At 44.8% G+C, this 18,431-nt stretch carries 15 protein-coding genes; 3 read left to right on the forward strand and 12 right to left on the reverse strand.

Annotated features, from left to right (window positions below; all coding sequences use genetic code 11):
• The first annotated feature begins 45 nt into the window (after positions 1 to 45).
• Together HBHAL_RS16850 and HBHAL_RS16855 are read left to right on the forward strand one after the other, a co-directional pair.
• On the forward strand, positions 46 to 1,068 hold the full coding sequence (locus HBHAL_RS16850; RefSeq protein ID WP_014644698.1) for a GNAT family N-acetyltransferase: 1,023 nt from the start codon (positions 46 to 48) through the stop codon (positions 1,066 to 1,068).
• A 16-nt stretch (positions 1,069 to 1,084) separates the two neighbouring features.
• Entirely contained in the window at positions 1,085 to 1,972 is an 888-nt protein-coding gene (locus tag HBHAL_RS16855; protein WP_014644699.1) for a PIG-L deacetylase family protein, read from the forward strand.
• Positions 1,973 to 2,085: 113 nt separating this feature from the next.
• Here the strand turns inward: HBHAL_RS16855 and HBHAL_RS16860 are convergent, their stop codons facing one another.
• The 8 genes from HBHAL_RS16860 to HBHAL_RS16890 all read right to left on the reverse strand — a co-directional run bounded on the left by HBHAL_RS16860 (position 2,086) and on the right by HBHAL_RS16890 (position 13,436).
• A complete protein-coding gene (locus HBHAL_RS16860) occupies positions 2,086 to 2,301 on the reverse strand; it encodes a hypothetical protein (protein WP_014644700.1) in 216 nt (71 codons plus the stop codon).
• A gap of 52 nt (positions 2,302 to 2,353) precedes the next feature.
• Complete coding sequence (locus HBHAL_RS21610; RefSeq protein WP_158512388.1) at positions 2,354 to 2,521, reverse strand: hypothetical protein; 168 nt, start codon at positions 2,519 to 2,521, stop codon at positions 2,354 to 2,356.
• Positions 2,522 to 2,576: 55 nt separating this feature from the next.
• Entirely contained in the window at positions 2,577 to 6,002 is a 3,426-nt protein-coding gene (locus tag HBHAL_RS16865; RefSeq protein WP_041601438.1) for a hypothetical protein, read from the reverse strand.
• A 179-nt stretch (positions 6,003 to 6,181) separates the two neighbouring features.
• Complete coding sequence (locus HBHAL_RS16870; RefSeq protein WP_014644703.1) at positions 6,182 to 6,379, reverse strand: hypothetical protein; 198 nt, start codon at positions 6,377 to 6,379, stop codon at positions 6,182 to 6,184.
• 743 nt (positions 6,380 to 7,122) lie between these two features.
• Entirely contained in the window at positions 7,123 to 7,974 is an 852-nt protein-coding gene (locus HBHAL_RS16875; RefSeq protein ID WP_014644704.1) for an amidohydrolase family protein, read from the reverse strand.
• Between the two features lie 10 nt (positions 7,975 to 7,984).
• Positions 7,985 to 11,062, reverse strand: a complete 3,078-nt coding sequence (locus HBHAL_RS16880; protein ID WP_014644705.1) for a GNAT family N-acetyltransferase — start codon at positions 11,060 to 11,062, stop codon at positions 7,985 to 7,987.
• Positions 11,063 to 11,915: 853 nt separating this feature from the next.
• The gene (chrA, locus tag HBHAL_RS16885) at positions 11,916 to 13,115 is read right to left on the reverse strand and encodes a chromate efflux transporter (protein WP_014644706.1); all 1,200 of its coding nucleotides are present in this window, start codon (positions 13,113 to 13,115) and stop codon (positions 11,916 to 11,918) included.
• A gap of 15 nt (positions 13,116 to 13,130) precedes the next feature.
• Entirely contained in the window at positions 13,131 to 13,436 is a 306-nt protein-coding gene (locus HBHAL_RS16890) for a PadR family transcriptional regulator (protein WP_014644707.1), read from the reverse strand.
• Between the two features lie 334 nt (positions 13,437 to 13,770).
• On the opposite strand from HBHAL_RS16890, the gene HBHAL_RS16895 reads away from it, so the two are divergent.
• Positions 13,771 to 15,012, forward strand: coding sequence for an MFS transporter (locus HBHAL_RS16895; RefSeq protein ID WP_014644708.1), 1,242 nt, complete (start codon positions 13,771 to 13,773; stop codon positions 15,010 to 15,012).
• A gap of 126 nt (positions 15,013 to 15,138) precedes the next feature.
• On the opposite strand, the gene HBHAL_RS16900 is transcribed toward HBHAL_RS16895, so the two are convergent.
• The 4 genes from HBHAL_RS16900 to HBHAL_RS16910 all read right to left on the reverse strand — a co-directional run bounded on the left by HBHAL_RS16900 (position 15,139) and on the right by HBHAL_RS16910 (position 18,216).
• Positions 15,139 to 16,242, reverse strand: coding sequence for a glycosyltransferase family 4 protein (locus tag HBHAL_RS16900; protein ID WP_014644710.1), 1,104 nt, complete (start codon positions 16,240 to 16,242; stop codon positions 15,139 to 15,141).
• 979 nt (positions 16,243 to 17,221) lie between these two features.
• Positions 17,222 to 17,812, reverse strand: a complete 591-nt coding sequence (locus tag HBHAL_RS16905; RefSeq protein WP_014644712.1) for a hypothetical protein — start codon at positions 17,810 to 17,812, stop codon at positions 17,222 to 17,224.
• Positions 17,813 to 17,847: 35 nt separating this feature from the next.
• Positions 17,848 to 17,982 (reverse strand): anti-repressor SinI family protein, encoded by a 135-nt coding sequence (locus tag HBHAL_RS20985; protein ID WP_014644713.1) that lies wholly within the window; start codon positions 17,980 to 17,982, stop codon positions 17,848 to 17,850.
• Positions 17,983 to 18,216 carry a helix-turn-helix domain-containing protein gene (locus tag HBHAL_RS16910; RefSeq protein WP_014644714.1) on the reverse strand — a complete coding sequence of 78 codons (234 nt, stop codon included), beginning with the start codon at positions 18,214 to 18,216 and terminating at the stop codon, positions 17,983 to 17,985.
• Between the last annotated feature and the right edge of the window lie 215 nt (positions 18,217 to 18,431).

Here is an 18,431-nt window from a genome sequence, read left to right on the forward strand (position 1 = left end):
TATAATTTGTATAGGAACCCCAAAGTGCAGAAAGGAAACATTCACATGAACGTAAGGAAATACCACCCAAAAGATTTGAATCAGGTCCAAACCCTTTTCCAAAAGACGTTCAAGCAGGAACGTTCCTATGAGTTATGGAATTGGAAATTTAAACACAACCCTAAATCTGACTCTCCCTTTATTCTAGTCTGGGAAGAGAACGATACGATACAGGGCCATATCAGTTTGTGGGTGACCGAGGCTTATCTATCCGGTGAAAAATCAACCATCGGCCTGCGCGTCGATACGATGGTGGATCCGGATGCACGCGGCAAAGGCATTTATAAACAACTGAATGAAGCCCTTTTGAGAGAAGCAAGCGATGCTGGAATCGATTACTTGTACGGATTCCCCGCTCCAAAAGCGAAGGAATTATTTATTCGATACACAGATGCTGTTCACCTGACAGACATGCCCCGCTGGATGTACGTTCAGCGGCCTGTCTCCGTACTCGCCTCTAAATTCGCGCCGCTGAAACTGCTCAGGCCGCTTGATCTGGCGTATGCAAAGTGGAAAAATCCGTATAAGCCAACCTCCTCTTCGCTTCATTGGAAAAACATCACGGAGTGTGGTCCGGAATTTGACGATCTTGCACAGGAAACACGTCACATCGCCCCTGCTCTTGTAGTAAGAGATGCTGCTTATTTGAATTGGCGCTACCTGTCCCATCCCGAAAACGAATATGAAATTCATGCGGTATATCGCGAAGAAATACTCCAGGGGTACGTGGTAACGAAAATCACCACAAGCAGCGGATTTAAAAATGGGTTAATTGTCGATATGCTTGCGAATGAGGAAGAGATTTGGGAAGCGCTGCTGCAGAAGAGCTTTGATGTGCTCAAACAGACCGACGTCATCCAGACATGGGCGCTCGCCCACACCCCTCTCGCGGCCCACCTGAAGAACAATGGATTTACTCATAAAGACAGCCCAATGCCTTTAGTAGGTAAAGAGATCAATGAATCCCTCCGCTTCTTAAATCAATCGAGCAAGTGGTACATTACCCCAGGCGACGTGGATTCGTATTAAAAAGGAGATCTGATTTATGAAGCGACAAATTCTCAAACTAGCGCGGCCCGTTCTATCTCCCGCGAATCATATGGTCATCAGCCGCTATTATAAGGCCGACAGACCATTGAACGATGTAACCGAACAGCGCGTGCTGCTGTTTGCACCGCACGTGGATGATGAAACGATTGGAGCTGGCGGCACGTTAATGAAACATGCCGCCAGTGGAGCAGAGACGCACGTAGCTTTCTTAACAGATGGCTCTGGAAGCCAAAGTACGGGCGCGGCCGATGAGATAGTGGCAGCCCGTAAGAAGGAAGCACAGAAAGTGAAGGAACTGCTTAACCTAACTTCCATCGACTTCTTCGATGAAAAAGATGGACAGCTGACGAGTGACAAACGGACAAGAGCATGGATCAAAGGGAAGATTGAAACGGTCCAGCCTGAAGTGATCTATGCCCCCGTATTCGTTGACTGTCATGCGGACCACATCGCAACCGCCCAGCTCGTCCGCGATACGCTTGAGGAAATGGGACGGGAAGACATCACGATCCGCTTGTATGAGATTAATACATTGCTGCCTAAGGAAGAAGTGAACTGCATCGTGGATATTTCCCCGTATGTCAGCCGGAAGAAGGAAGCGATTGATGTGTTCCAATCTCAGGCCATCGATTTTGACGGCTTTCAGAGACTGGAGAAGTTGAAGCGTCATTTGGTGGCCGGTTCGGTAGAAGCCTCGGTAGAAGCCGTCGAAACGTTCCTTGAATTAACACCGGCAGAGCTTCGCAGCCGCTTCGACCGGGTTCAGGGTAAATATACGTACAGCGAGCATTTCAAACAGGTGAACAAAGAAGTGACCCTGCTCTATGCGATGTACAAGAATTTAACGTTTAAGCGGCAGGTATATGCAGAAAGCCGTAAATAGGCTCAGCTTAATTCTTCTGTTAAATAAATCAGTAAAGCAATAGTTAATCCTATATAATAAACGTCCAGTCAAGTAGAGCTGGACGTTTATTTTTTTGCAGAAAATTTCTTGTTCTAAGTATTACTCTTCTTCAGTATCATTTTTGCGGCGATAAAATAGACCACAATTCCGAGTATAATAGGCAGAATGGAGCCACCGACATGGATGCTTTTGCCATCTTCTGGTGAATATTCGTTACTGTAGTAGAATTGCAGCCAGCTTAGATCCAAGAGACTGCCAGCAGCATAGATTAATAGAATGGCTGATAATTCAATGAAAAATCTCCTCATACGTAAACCCTCCCAGTAAAGGTCTGCCCAATCGCTTTGAGAATTTTTAAACCTATGGCTCGTTCTTCATATCTTTTATTTCCCTTTCAAGCCTGTCTATTTTCTGCTGCAATTCATGATCTGGCTGCGTAACTTTCCGCCCTATGATGATTAGGAAGCCGAGAAGGGCTGCACCCCCGCCTATGATGAACACACCTATCAAAATAATAAACTCAACCATTGAATCCATCCCCCCCCTCTGCACCATCGACCACTTACGAGAGAGCTTCTTTCTTTTAATCCCATTTTTTCAAGGCTGTCCACAGCCTTTTCAACTTCCGGTCCACGGGCTTGCGATCATCGGATTGCTGCTTCTGCCATTCATTGTAGCTCGCTATTCCGATGAGAATGAGGCCTGCGAGCAGCAGATACACCCACCACGGAAGATTGCCCCAGTAGGGTCTGGTCTGGTAAAGAACATTGAAGATCAGCACACCCATGCCGACGAAAAAGTAAGATTTAATCCGGAACTGCATGCCGGCGACCATCGATAGCAGCGATAATCCGCCAAGAATCCAAGCGTCCCAAATCGTATGACTCTGGATGCCATCAACTACTAAATAAGCAGCAATCAGCAGGAGAACCGCAAGCTGCACATGATTCAGAATCACGGCGTACTCACGCCAGGTTTTTCTCCGCAGTATGAAAAGAACACCAAGAACGGGAAGCACTTGCAGTTCAGCTTCGATTAAGTCAGGAATCAGTGCATGATAATCCAGTAATACAATGATATACCCGGCATATAAACACCCGAATCCCAATGTAATGAACGATTTGCCAAGCAGCGGCTGCACCCATTTTTTAGCATTAAACAGGAACCAGATACTCAACAATAGTACGGGAATGACCCTTATCCAGACGTTCTCATCCATCATGGTCGTCAGGTTCAAATAGCCAATATAAAAGAGCGCTGTCCAGGTATAGGCATCGGCCTCTATTTTCGGGCCGATCAATAAACGATGGAAGTAGCGGCCTGCCACAAGCAGAATACCGAAACTTATGACCATCACCGTAACGAACGCTGAACGCTCCCAATCAAGGCTGACCTCATTCAATAACGCCAGGCTAAGTAATAAGGGAATAAATCGAGCGAGCGACCACTTTCTGCGATGCATAAAGAAGAGGATCAGGATGACGTACCCAACGGCGAGAAGCCATTCATACGGTGCCCACGGTTCCAGTCTGTTGATAAACAGAGACAATCCGAAAATGGAAAAAGGAATGAGATACCATTCGGTCCTTTTCTTCCACACGGCTGGTACCCCCATCCAGATTCCTGCGATGGCTATACTGGTCACAAGCCAGGCATACGTTTCGGGAACCGCATCCCACCAGCCGAAGTAGCCAGGGACCGTCCACACCGCAAAAAACAGCGTCGTCAAAGTTGCGTAAAGCATCAGCTTGATTTCCCATTCGCGTTTGGCTTTTAAGGTGCTGTAGACGTACAGACTAAGGGGGATCAGCAGTACCCAGGGATACATCGCTTCCCCGCCCAGTGAATTGAGCAGAAAAATAGCGATCAAGAGAGGCTGAACGGAATGAGCCAGCCAATAAAAATAGGGCTGTCTTTCTTCCCATTTTCCAAGTCTCACATCTCCAAGAAAGACGAGCAGAGCAGGTGAGAGTATCATATAAGTAAAAAACGAAGCAAACGAATCGAACGATAATGGATCAAGTAAAGAGATATAAAAAGCTAACATCGTAACCGACACGAATAGCCAGAGAAAGGCTCTTTTAGCATACAGCACAAACCATACCATCATGCCGATGCCGACGAACAGAATCATAGGACGGATCAAAACAGGGTCCACCCAGGGATTGGCTGCCAGGATGATCATAGCCAGGATATAAGAACCTTGGCCCGTATAAAAACTGGCCGCAGACAGCTGTTTATCACGAAATTTGCTCCATACTAAATGGACGATGGTAAGTAAGATTCCTGTGACGGCCAAATGAAATGGAAAAGCTAACCCTTCCTGATAAGCAGGAAACCAGCCCATGAGAGGTTCATATAAAATAGCGGATGAAATAAACAAAGCCACCGGATGCACCCATACCGCTGTTTCTCCGATATCCACTTGGCTGTCCTTCCTTTTCACAGGATAAGCAAGACCGCTGATCATCAGGAACATGAACGAGCTATAGGCCAGACGTTCATCATACACGCTGTACCCAATACAGCCCGCCATAACGAATATCGATGCATAGATCGTGCTCGGAGCCACAGCCTGGAGCCAAGCCAGGTTCGTCCATAACCCGATGTAGAGAAGAGACACCGCTGCTCCGATAAACAGGAATAGAAATAGCGGGCCAATCTCCGTCATTTCCCACAGCTGCCAAAGAGTGATAAAGAAAAACACAGGCGTCATATATTGGAAAACCACGTAGCTGGTTAAATTCGAAAGCAATAGGTAATTGACTGTAATCAGGGCGTAAGCGATCAGCAAGAGCCACGAACCCTCTTCCCCTCTAAACACGATACTTTCGTAACTAATATAAACAAAAGCACAAAAGGAGACGATTCCGCTCGTATAACGAAACACTTTTTCCACGAATTGATGATTCTTAAAGGCGTAAGCAAAACCTAAGTAAACCAGCCCAACCACCGCATAAACGGTAAGATCGACAGACTGAAGGGGTGAATTCTCTACCAGTTGATAGATAGCGTACACGATCATCACCGAAAAAACGAATTGGTACTCTTTCGTTTGATAGATGAAAACCATCGCCATATAGATGCTCGCCGTCAGCAGCAGATTGAAGCTGTAAAAGACTTCACTCTCAAAGAAAAACAGCATGAGCACGGTTGAAAGGACTAAGTTCATCTGCGCATAGAGCGGCAACTCTTTTATAAATAACGCCCATCTGTTCGAATCCTTAAACCAGATATAACCGCCAAGCAGAAACGCATTGAAAAGCATTAAACACATATAGAACGCGTCCACCGATAGAGGAAGGGCGCCAAGGCTGAATCCTGCCGACAGCGATAAAAATACATAAGAGATCCATACGTATAAACGCGACTTATGTACAATCGCATGCCTGATGTATAACGGCAATGGAAGCAGTGTACCGAGCAGACCTAAGAGGTATCGGCCTTCCCCGAACAGGGATAGATAGTCACCGAACAATCCAAAGAATCCAATCGCCACAATCGCAATCGGGATTAGCAGACTTCCTAATGTCAAAAAGGCAAAGGCTGTCTTCTGGATGTTCAGAAACTTTCCTGTCCCGTAACTCAAACCATGAAAAAACAAGGAGACGAAGAAGATGGAAAGAACTTTCATTCCTGCACCCATCTGATCCCACTGGCTTGTAGCGACAATCAATCCTGTTATTAATAGCAGGGAAACTCCAAGGATCAGGGACCACGTAATATTACGCTCACGGATTTCCTCTTTGGATTTTGTTTTTTTCTCTTTCTTCGGTTTCGCAGGAGGCTTCTGTTCTGAACCTGTATCGCGGACCTCTGCTGTCTCTGTTGCCTCTGCTGCTGTATGAAGCTTCTTATGTTCTTCTTCCCGCTTCTTGTCTTGTATGTATGTACGATCAGCGTCTAACACCTTATGGTAGGCTTCATCGGTTAAGTATCCATTGTTACGTAAGTGCTCAAGCTGATCCTTGAACACTTTCCGCTTCTCGTCTTCCGGTAAATGGGCCAAAATTCTCCCTCCATCCCTCACGAATATGTACCTACTTGTAAGGGTAAACTTGCCCATATTCGATTTCAACCTTTTTTGGAATTTTATAACAAAATAACGTGAGTTTCGTCCATTTATTTTGATACAGATTTTAATAATAAATAATGCCAGCATCTATTTTAGAATACCGGCATCCTTTATTATAAATTCTCTTTTCCAACTTCATGAACATAATCATTTTGAGCCATTTCACGTTCAGCGGTCTGTTTGGCTAGTAATTCTTTTGCCTGGTTGTAAGAAAGACCTGAGTTCGCGTTCTGACGTTTCACCTCATCAATATCTGCTCCTGAACTGGTGACGTTTTTCTGATTGCGATTAGGCTCCATGGACTTTGCCATAGGAAACACCTCCTCGTATTAACCTTCTCCTCTCCACTGTTTTTATTCATAAGTTACATGACCTTGAACAGCGGGGCGTTGGTAATATAATGGAGTATTGAAGAAAAGCTCCATTTACTTGAAGACTCCGTTTCGAGATAATTCTGGTCCGTTCAGGTATCCGGGCTAGGGTTGGTTGGGAAATAAATCGCTTTCCTGTGGGGGAACTGTTGAGCCTCCTCAGTCGTTTTCACTCCTTGTGGGGTCTCACCTAGATCCTTCTCCCACGGGAGTCTCACTATTTCCCCTCCAACCCAACTCTAAAATTGCTAACGGACCCTTCCAGAAGAGAAAAGTTCTCCTCTTTAATCTGTATGAAATGCTTTGATGACAGGCTATTGTGTATCGTTACATCCTGAAAATAGGTACAAAATCACATGATCTAATTCCTCATTACGCAGGTGATATATAAAGTGATTTCGAGCTTCTAATATCGCAAGGTCCGGAGGGGGACGATGAAGACTCCTGTGGGATAAACATGATCGGTAAGATCCCGGAAGGCGAAGCCTGAGGAAGCTTACCACATGCCCACGGAAAGCGAATCGTCCCCCGCAGGACCTTCAGTATAATCAAACATCTCGAAACTGAGTCTTACAGTAAACGGCCCGATTGTGTAATAAGCCTATTATGAAAAATCAACACCGTTGGATTCCAGTCTATAAAGAAATCCCTCCACGAAATTTTGTCGTGGAGGGATTTTTTCATTATCGCAGGTTTGTAAGCTTCGGAAAGACCCTCATCGCATTGTTGTAGAATACATTCTCTACATGCCTGGACGGTATAAAGTCACCGATAAACTCCGCATACCCTTTGATCGGAACTAACGGCCAATCCGTTCCGAATAGTAATTTTTCATAATGCCCGCAAAATTTTAAGGCATGCCGAACGTGATCAAAGTAGTTATCTTTCAATTTTCCGGCGAGAGTTTTGTTTGTACCAACGACCCAGCCAGACAAATCCGCAAATAAATTCGGATTTTTATAAACCAATTCCGCTCCGGTCAGAACCCAAGGATCGCCTAAGTGCGCCATGATAAAATTCACGTCGCGCCGTAAAACCGCCACCTCATCAAGCGTGAGCGGATGGGCATATTTTAATAACCCGCGTTCGGAATACGTATCTCCCGTATGAAATACAACCGGTACGTCATAAGACGCGGCTAAATCATAGACTGGCTGATAAACAGCATCATACGCATAGTACGGATAGTAGCCCAGGTATATTTTCACTCCTGCGACCTGCTGCTTCTTAAGTTCATTTTCGAGAGCATCCAGCCCCGATTTCCCTAATTGGTAAGGGTTGATTCCAGGACAGACGGCCACGCGTCCCGGAAGCTCTTTTTCTAAATCAAGCCCCATGGGAGAGGCGGCATGATGATCTGGGAACCCCATTTCCGGTGTTTCCGTTACGCCCATCCCTACCGCAAACTCAACATCTCCCTCTTCCATTTCCTTTTGCAGTCCTTTGCCTGAGTAATCGACGCGCGACAGTTCGTTTGCCGTATGATGGAACGTTTCGATATCTGAAAAGTGAATATGTGCATCAATGATCTTCATAAAAAAACTCCTATTTAAACAATATTCCATGAAACGGATGGTTTAGTTTGTCATACGTCTCTTCTCCGAAAAATAGGACGGTCGGCTCTACTTGGGTTCGTTCTCCGGATGTTGCCGCCCAGTCCTGAACCGATTCCACCAGGAAAACTTCCTGGTTTATATATGCGCCTGCTGTCTGTCTGGCATTCGGATGGATTAGTGTCGCCTTCTCCTTCCGATCATCGGAACCGATCTGAACAAAAGGTGTGTCGTTTAATTCATACTCTTCGATGCCGGCGTAATACGTATGAAACAAGCCGCTGTTAGGCTGAGAGGCATAACAGGATTTCAAATCTTCCGCTGGTTTGAAAAATGCCTCCAGGCTGAGGTTTTCACCAGCAAAGGTCCGGTTTGCTCCTTGGTGGATTTCTGCGTAAAAAACAGCAACCGGGATTTCTGGGAGCGTTAGGGCGTATTGGTACAGGACGACCCCTTTCATCTCCTCATGTTCCGTGAAAGCCGTCTTCAGGCAGATCCCCGTCCACTCATGACCGTACTGATCTTGTTTCGTTACCGCCTCAATCGACGTTTGTTCCTTCAGCATTGAATAGGGACTAACGTTTGGCATCGCATAACGAATACCGCCTCCCCATGGATTCCACCACGCTTTTGGCCCTGCTTCCGGATAGCAGTGGTGCAGCGTTTCTCTGCCTTTGTACTTAACTGAATAGACACCCGGGTAATAAGAGGAGGAGGCCCGGAAGGCAATCGTTCCGTTATCAACCGTCCAAATGTCCTCTTCGTTTGAAACCTCCACAGGCTCTGTTCCTTTTACAACGTGAAGGGCAAGGAGATCTGCCTTCCTTCCTGGACTCCGGAACTGACCTGTCAGCGTTTTTAAGCCAGCAGTATGGTACGTTAGCGGGTAGGTGATTTTCGTCGAGGCCTCTTCTTTTCTAATTTCTTTTTCAAAAGTATCCTCTCCAGAATGCACGGTTAAGCGGCCCTGCAGGTAGGAAGAAAGCCTCGAACGAAAAGCGACGTCTACCTTTTCTCCTTTTTCCGAAGCGAAGCCATCGCTTTCTACTTTCAATCCATAGAGAGGGAGCTCTTCAAGGTTCTTCGTTTCGTTTCCTGCTGCTAACTCGCGCCACTGTCGCCAGCCAGGTACGGTATTGATGCCGATTTGGATCGGTCCTAGCGATTGAAGCTTTCCTGCTTCGAGGGTACCAATCGAATACATCACCCCAAATCGCCAATCATCACGTTTGCCGACAGCGTCTTCCTGCCAGGCCAGCCCTGCCGTATCTCCTGAAGCAGAAGAAGTAAACAGCCACCTTTCAGATAGATCCCCGCTATGAATGGTTCCAATAAACGGAATGTCTGCTTCATTGCCAATTATCACCCCATCTTTCATTGGCATCGCCATTCCTTTTAACGGGATAATAATCGGCTGAAGAAACGCAAGATTGCTCTTTTCCTCTAATCCATGGTTGATCAATTCATGCGTGATCTCGACCAGACCATCGCCGTAAATCTTATAGTAGGTATTCAGAATAACCGAAGAAAAAACGTGTGACTCCAGAGTGGTTTTCAGAACAAATGCTTCCTGAAGTTCAATATGTTCCACCGAAGTCGCAGCTGTTTTCGACAATTCATCATTAAACGGCTTCCCAAGCTTCGGGGTCATGATGGTGAGCGGATCTTCCTTCGCTCTTAAAGAACCAATCTTCACGGCATTATTTCTTTTTTCAATTTTGACATAGTAAGGACCATTGTAACCGTACCAATACTCTTCCGTCTCACCGCCAAATTTGGCCCCGGGTCCAGGGAAAGCAAGGGCAAGTCGTGTTTGGAAAGAAGAAGTCCTGCCGTCCTCACGCTGCACCTTGACTTCAACTTTTTCATCTAAAAAGCCGTGCTTGCGCAGCTCCCCAGAGATCGGAATAGACAGACGTCCTTTCGCATCCACCTGTGCCTGCACCTGGGGTTCTTCCCACTGAATCATTTTGTTGATGGGAAGTTTCACAATCCAGGTGGAATCTGTATCCAGCTGGCTCTCCAGATCAAGGTGAAGCTTCCCTTTATGAGGAACTCTCCAGTTCTTGTTCAACGAACGAAGGTGCAGTTTCCCGGGTTGAATAGGAAAAACTCCCATTCGAAGAGGAAGAACCGATTGATTGATGGTAAGATCCACACCTATCACCGGGTGGGTTTTCCATGGATTCGGCTCCACTTCCGGCATCTCAAGCTGCACCGGAAACTCCCCGCTCCACGTATCCAACACTTCAAACGTTTCCTCTACCTCATGCTTGACGACGACTGAGGAACTGCCTGAAATCGAAACTTGAAAAGGCGACGCTGTTTTATTGATAATCCGATAACTTGCGTAATGGGGTTCATTTTCCAACAGTTTAAAATGGGGAAGATTCATTTCCACCGTCAGGTCCTGCGTCTCGATCCTCCTTATTCTTCTTCCTGTCCGTTCGAATTGAATGTGGACGTACTCGTCTCCCGCTTCCCACTTATACTCATAGACCGTATGATCCTGCGCCTTGAAACCATCCGGCTTGATTTTAATGACCCGCTGACTCGTTGTGTACCAGTTATGCTTTTCGAAAAAGGGACGCAGCCACTCGATCTGCAGGACCGTGGGCATGAAGTTCATTAAGTGGGTGGCATCGTCACGCTCTTCCCAGAAGAATCCGCACTTTTTATATAGAGGTACAGCCTTTGTGTTGCCCGGCCAAGTGAACAAATCGAGTCTCGGCCAGCCTAATTCGACCGTTTTATCTAAAGCTGTGAGAAGGAGGCGTTTCCCTATTTTCAGTCCCTGGTAGTCGGGATGAACATTGATCAGTGGAATATAAAGCGCCCCTTCGTCCTCCCGATATTCAGAAAGACCACAATAGCCGACTACCTCATCGCCTATAACCGCCAGGAATAGGTGAAGGTTGGTCGACTTCGCCTCTGTATCGATAATATCCTGTGCCGTTGATACGGAATCATCTCCACCCCAGTTTTCGCTGCTTTCATTCCACATCTTCGCCACCGCTTGTGCGTAACCATCGTGATATTCGACTATTTTCACTTGCTCTAAGGTTTTCATTCTTTTACCTCCATGATCCGTATTCAGCCAGTCTGTTTCACCTTACCTGCACCTTGAATTCCTCTGACAATCCTGATCATTATCAGCGCCTCCTCTCTGCTTATGTACTGGAAAAATTATTCATATTCATTCATAGTTTAAGGTGAGCGACATGCAAAGTAAAGAATATTCTGAACAGCCTTTTATTATGCAGAAATTAAAAATCCCCTCACCATAAGTGATAAGGGGAAATAAAACGCGATGTTAATTTTTTCTACTAACTTTCTTCCACAATAGGGCCATATAGTTGAAGAATCGATTTCTAGATAATTTGGGTCCGTTACGATATTTAGGGAAGGGCTTGTGGGGATATAGCTCGCTTTCCTATGGGGGAACGGTGAGCTTCCTCGCTCGTTTCACTCCCTGCGGGATCTCACCTAGTCCCTTCTCCCATGGGAGTCTCGCCATATCCCCACCAGCCCAACTTTATTAGGGCGAACGGACCCTTCGGAAAGAGAGTATCCTATCTCCTTATCCCGCCCGAAATGCTTATATAACAGGCTATCCAACGTAGTTCCAGCCTGTTAAGGATATACGCCCATGTTGTTATTTCTTCTCAAGCGGGTGAAGAACGAAACTGTTTCGAGTTTCTGATTCGGCCAGGTCCGGAGGGGGACGATGAAGACTCCTGTGGGATGAACATGATCGGTAAGATCCCGGAAGGCGAAGCCTGAGGAAGCTTACCACATGCCCACGGAAAGCGAAATCGTCCCCCGGAGGACCTTCCGCTCCTCCAATGTCTCGAAACTGAGTCTTCCAGTATCGGGAGCTTTTCTGGAAGACTCGAAATGAAGTTTTTAACAAAGTCTGATTTTTAAAAACCTAATAAATTAAGGAGGTAGCCTCCGATGACACCGAGTATAACGATCATCCAGGCTGGGACTTTCCAGATATTAAGTAAAGCAAATAATATAGTCCCTAAGGCAAAATCTGCACCATCAAAGATGGAACTCTTAACAACAGGATCATAAAAAGCGGCTAATAGAATGCCAACGACGCTCGCATTCACGCCCATCAGGATCCCCTGGAAAGAAGCACGCTTACGCAATTCACTTAAGAAAGGCAAAGCGCCAATTATAAGCAGAAAAGAAGGCAGGAAAATCCCTATGGTAGCAACTACTGCTCCTGCGACTCCTTCCATCATCGTTCCGAGGTAGCTTGAAAAAGTAAATAACGGTCCTGGAACAGCCTGGGCCATACCATAACCAGCTAAGAACTCATCAGGCGACAGCAGACCCTGCGGTACTAATTCTCTTTCAATCATCGGCAATACAACATGGCCGCCACCAAAAACTAAGGAACCTACCCGGAAAAAAATATCGAAAATATGGAGCAAAGAGTTGTTCACTACGTTCGATATAATCGGGAGTGAAACTAACGAAATTCCTAAAATGGTTAAGGAAAGGATTCCGGTTTTTTTAGATATATTAACAGTGAAAGGTTCAATTTTTGATTCTGCTTTATCTTTGAACCAGGAAAGTCCTAGCAGTCCAGCAGCTAAGATAATGACAATTTGTATCCAGGCAGAAGGATACAGCAGCATAACTAAGGCAGCCACAACCGCAATAGCCTTTCTGCTTTTATCCGGCGTCAGTTTCTGCCCCAGCCCGATAAGAGCATGCAGGACTACGGCTGCCGCCACCACTTTCAAGCTATGAATAAAGTCTGCGTCAGCCAGGGAGAAATTTTGATAAAGCAAAGCAAACACGACAAGCACAATAACGGAAGGAAGGGTGAAACCAATAAAGGATGTAATTCCTCCCAGTATTCCCCCGCGTAATATTCCAATCGAGATACCGACCTGACTGCTTGCTGGTCCGGGCAGGAATTGGCATAACGCAATGAGATCCGCATAGGTTTTGTCATTTAACCACTTGCGCCGGTCGATGTACTCATCTTTAAAATAAGCCAGGTGGGCTACAGGTCCTCCAAATGAGGTCAAGCCCAGTTTCGTAGATGTAAATAAGATTTCTAATAGGATTTGTAGAGTAGTTTTATTCTGTTGTTGGCTCAATTTGTTCACCTCATATCATTTTATTTCTTTAAAGAGTTCATAGGCCTTAGCCCGTGCTTCCTGTAAGACGGCATCCCCTTTATCGGTAATGCGGTAATACTTGCGTATCTTTCCATTCACATTGACATCTTCTCGATAAAGAAGCTGGTCGTTCTCCATATTGTGAAGGATAGGATATAACGTACCGGCACTGATTTCGTACCCATGCTCCTGCAGCTCCTCAAGCATCCAGGATCCGTAAATAGCTTCTTCTTTGGCATGATGCAAAATATGAATTTGTATAAAACCTAAGAAAAGTTTCCTTACTACTTTATTATCCAAATACCTGCCCCTCCTTAAAAAGAGTATCAATATCGAAAACCAATATTGACTTTCGATAAGATTATATACGAAGCGATTTGATTGAACAATACTTCCTGAAATAATTTACATGATCTTAATAAACCGCGAGATAAATTCATTCCTTTCGTCTATGCATCCCGCTTCCCCCAAGCTTATCCCTCATGCTATTATTCAGACATTGCCAGACATCGGGAAGCTTGTATCTATATAGGTTGAGGAGTTTCCTAAGAACTTCTCCCATTAAAAGAGTGAAAAAAGAACTATGCAGAAAACTGTCTATAACGATAACGAGATGTAAATGAGGTGAAAAGCGGTGGATAACCATTCAAATAAAATTCAGTCAGGAATTAAAGAAAATATCCTTCCATTCTTTTTATTAGTCATAATCAATTTGTTCGTAGGTTCTATGGTAGGTCTGGAAAGAACAATCCTACCTATATTAGGTGAGGAGCGCTTCGGTATAGCATCTGCAAGTGCCGCCCTTTCCTTTATTGTCAGCTTTGGTTTTTCAAAAGCCATTGTAAACTTTTTTGCCGGTAACCTTGCCGATCGAATAGGAAGAAAGAGAGTCCTCCTCATTGGTTGGGCTATAGGGTTAACCGTTCCTCTGTTGGTTATTTTTGCACATGCATGGTGGGTGGTCGTCGCTGCTAATATCCTTTTAGGTATGAATCAGGCGCTGACCTGGTCCATGACCGTTAATATGAAAGTAGATCTTGCCAAGCCAGATCAGAGAGGACTTGCCGTAGGGTTTAATGAATTTGCGGGCTATCTGGGCGTGGCTTTAATGGCAGCCATATCAGGTTATGTGGCATCTTCCTACTCTCTTAGTCCAGAGCCGTTTTATATAGGAATCGGTCTGGTGATCATTGGTTTTCTATTATCACTGATGGTTCAAGATACCGCTCAGCATGTAAATCTGCAGGCTATCCAGCAGGATGAGGAATCAGGGAGCCTATCCACTAAGGAAGTTTTCAAACGAACGACGTGGAAAAACCGCAATTTATCCAGCAGCAGCTTCGCAGGCTTAACAACGAACTTTAAAGATGGTATGGCGTGGGGGCTGTTTCCGATTTTCTTTGCGTCGGGCGGATTAAGTGTGGGACAAATTGGCACAGTGGTGGCCCTGTACCCGGCAGCATGGGGATTCTTCCAGCTGTTCACAGGTCTCTGGAGTGACAGGGTTGGGAGAAGAAAGCTTATCGTTTCCGGAATGTTCGTTCAAGCCTTGTCCTTATGGTTTATTTTGTTTGTCGATACCTATCCTTTATGGATCCTTGGTGCCATCTTTTTGGGTATAGGTACGGCAATGGTTTACCCTACCATTCTCGCGTCAATTAGTGATGTCACTCACCCTCAATGGAGAGCTACTTCTATGGGAGTCTACCGATTTTGGCGGGATAGCGGCTATGCATTTGGAGCGCTGGCAGCCGGAATAATTGCCGATGCCTTATCTGTGTACTGGGCAATCGGGCTTGTAGGGGCCCTGCCTTTTCTTTCCGGTTTGATTTCTATGATCAGGTTGGACGAGACATTAAATAAAAAGCCTCAATGATCGTGTGCACTCTATGATTGACATTGAGATAGAAAAATTAATCCAAAGGAGAATGGATGACGCACCTTCCCCTGTAAAAAGCCAGAAAGCCCCGGTTCCTCTGAATGGAACCGGGGCTTTCTGGCTTTAGGCTTCTTCACGTTCTTTATCCTTGTCTTTACCCTTCTTCTTATCATTTTTAGAAAAGAAATCGATCACCGGTCGTTTTCCGCGGTACACCACTCCTGTCATTTCTGCAAATAAGTGAAGCAGGAATAAGAGTACAAACGTAATGATCAGCGAGATCCCAATCGAGGTAAGGGAGAATAAAATGGCTAGTAAACCGAACAGGGCACTGAATCCATAAATAATTAACACCGTCGCGCGGTGGCTGAAGCCGGCCGCCAGGATTTGATAATGAATATGCTTATTGTCCGGCATCATGATTTTCTGCTTATTAATAAGACGTCTCATGATGGAGAATAGCGTATCAAACACAGGAATCGCAAGGACAATAATCGGAATGACGAAACTGAATAATGTCACATTTTTAAAGAGTCCTACCATAGATATAACCGCCATGGAATACCCGAGAAACAGAGAGCCGGTATCTCCCATATAAATCTTGGCAGGATAAAAGTTGTGGAAAAGGAAGCCGATGTTACTTCCAATTAGTACAATACATAAATACACGATGGTGATCTGTGGTTCAATCGCCAGCGCCATGACAGCAATACTAATCAGGGAAATTGTCGAAACACCAGTGGCAAGGCCATCCAGTCCATCTATCAGGTTGATGGCATTGGTAATTCCAATAATCCAGAAAAATGTGAATAGAATACTGATCGGTTCATTTAAAGAGATCATTCCTAAGAAAGGAACGCTTAGGATATCAACTTTTAACCCCGATAGAATCAATATACCGGCAGCTGCAACTTGTCCACCCAGTTTAAAAATCGGGCGGATTTGATAGCGGTCATCGAGAAGACCGGTTAAGACAATAATCGTCGCGCCGATACTGATCGAAAGAAAGTAAGGGGTATCCGGTCTGATATACAGCATTCCCGCTACTACACCGCCAAAAATGGCGAGACCACCCATACGCGGGGTAATTTCTGTATGAATTTTCCTGAGTTCAGGATAATCCATCATTTTCCACTTTACGGCTAGTTTCATAACAGGAAATACGAGCAGGTAGCTCACTGCCATGGACAGGCCAATCGCTATTATCATATCAACATATATATTCATAGAAATCCTCACTTGTGTTTAGTTAATTCAAGGGTGCATCGTTCACATTATACCATAGGCTGGCAAATAATCTGTCGGACTTTGGTTTCAGATTTATCCAGGTGATCATTTTCATAATAGCTTTTTAAGTCTCCGTATAGTTTCTGTCAGAAAAGCTCCCGTTTGTTTAATACTCAGTTTCGAGATATCTCGTGAGAGAGTTAGGTCCTGCGGGGAACGACTCGCTTTCCGGCCCTGCACGACGCAGGGTCGTGCAGGGCCATAGGAAAGTGTTCAAATGTGGCATCACCCTGAAAGACACGAACAGCTTATGTCTCGAGTGTCTGGGTGATGGAACAAGACGAGTTATTTCCCCACCAGCCCCCACCTCATATCGTAACGGACTCAATTTATCTCGAAACTGAGTCTTCAATAATCCGGACCGATAGTTTAATAAGCCTCTTATGAAAGGGCAAAACCATCTTAATAGAGCCAATTAAAAAACCGTCCCTTAGGATAGTAGAAGGACGATTTTTATATCAATATATTTTCATTTACCGTTGGAGCTGCTGGATTAATTGTTCAATAACGTCCTTAGAAGAGAGGACTTCCGAATTTTCGGAGCGCTGGATGATATCCTGCAGCACCTCTTTTAAATTTTCCATTCGTCCCACCTTTTCTATCAGTTAGTATCTTACCTATTCTTTCTACTTAAATCTTCGATGGAAAACATCTTTTTCTGAGGGGGCTTAACAGCTAACCGACAAATAAGAAATATTTATCTCCCTTTAGTTGCATCATTTTCAATTTTTCAACAAATAATGTATGAATTCTTCCAATCTATCATCTTATCATATAGCAATCTTCGTCATTTGAATAGTGTTTTTCTTGAAAAATAATTTAAAAATTTATAATAGTATATGAATATTTATTCAATCCGTGAAGTAACAGTGTCAAATTATGACAAAAACCTACTTCTTTGATAAGAAAATAGGCTTTGTCATTTATAATACCGGGAGCGCTCGTCTCCCCTGTCCTGAATGGCCCAGTTTCTCTGTTGAAACTTTAAGACGTAGCTTTCACGATCAAAGCGATGGATACTCTTTTGAATGGTTTCGATTCCTTCCTTATGATGACTAAAGAAAATGACGACGGGATGTAAGAGCGAGTCGTAAAAGAACACGGGATTCAAACTGCGGTGGACTTGTCCAAAGCTCCATTCCTTAAACAAATCAAGGTTCCTGACCAATGAATCATCTAAAATGGACGATTCACTCAGCCAGCTGCCTTTTCTAGTGTAGTCAGACAGATGGTGGTAACAGGAGGCAGCTTGAATATAGGAGAGAGGGGACCCGTCTCCTCCCACAGCTTCCATAGCGTCCCGCTTTAATCGGTCATCGGCGGATTTCGCATAAATAATCCCCTGTTGACTGATCACCTGCCAGCCACCTTTTACGATCAACTGGGAATATTGTTGTACAAGGACGCTTATATCACGAACAGCACATGGTTCATGTCTATACTCTGGCAGCCCATTAACGACGATATTCTTTTCAGCCGCTCCCCTGGTAAATAGGACTTTTCCTCTCAAAATCTTTCCCTCCTGCCTCAAAGGAGTGGCTTCTTCTATTCGAGAAAACGTTTAATGTCTTCCACTGTTAACCCTAGTTTCTTTGCCTGTCTTATAAGCTCGAGCCATTCTATATCCATCTGTGCCGTTATCTTACCAGTCATTCCAGAGCCAAGTCTCTCTACACTCATTCACTTTGCGTTCTTTTCTGGTTCGTCTCCCCAACGATAGGGCAGTAATTCCTCAAGCGGTACCTCCAGGGTCTTCGCGAGCTTACTCATAACGATGAGCGATGGATTTTTCTGAACGCCTCGTTCAATGTTACTAATATACGATTTGGATACATTGGACAGTTTTGCAAACTCATTCACCGATAAACCCCTCCCAATCCGAAGCACCCGAATCTTTTCCCCTATTGTTGCCAATGTCCTCCATCCCCTTTTCCATGTCGAAATTTATCTAAATGTTGCACATTTTGTTCTTTTTTATATTCGTTTTGTTCTTTATAAAGAATATTATAAAACGACTCTATTAAAAAGAAAACCGCCAAAATTCATAATCGAGAACAACTACGTTCGTCACACGCTTGTTTTCTCCAAATACCTTCAAATATTTTCTATTTTAAGAACAAAAATAAGCC

Origin of the sequence: Halobacillus halophilus DSM 2266 (assembly GCF_000284515.1) — a bacterium.
Taxonomy (GTDB): Bacteria; Bacillota; Bacilli; order Bacillales; family Halobacillaceae; genus Halobacillus; species Halobacillus halophilus.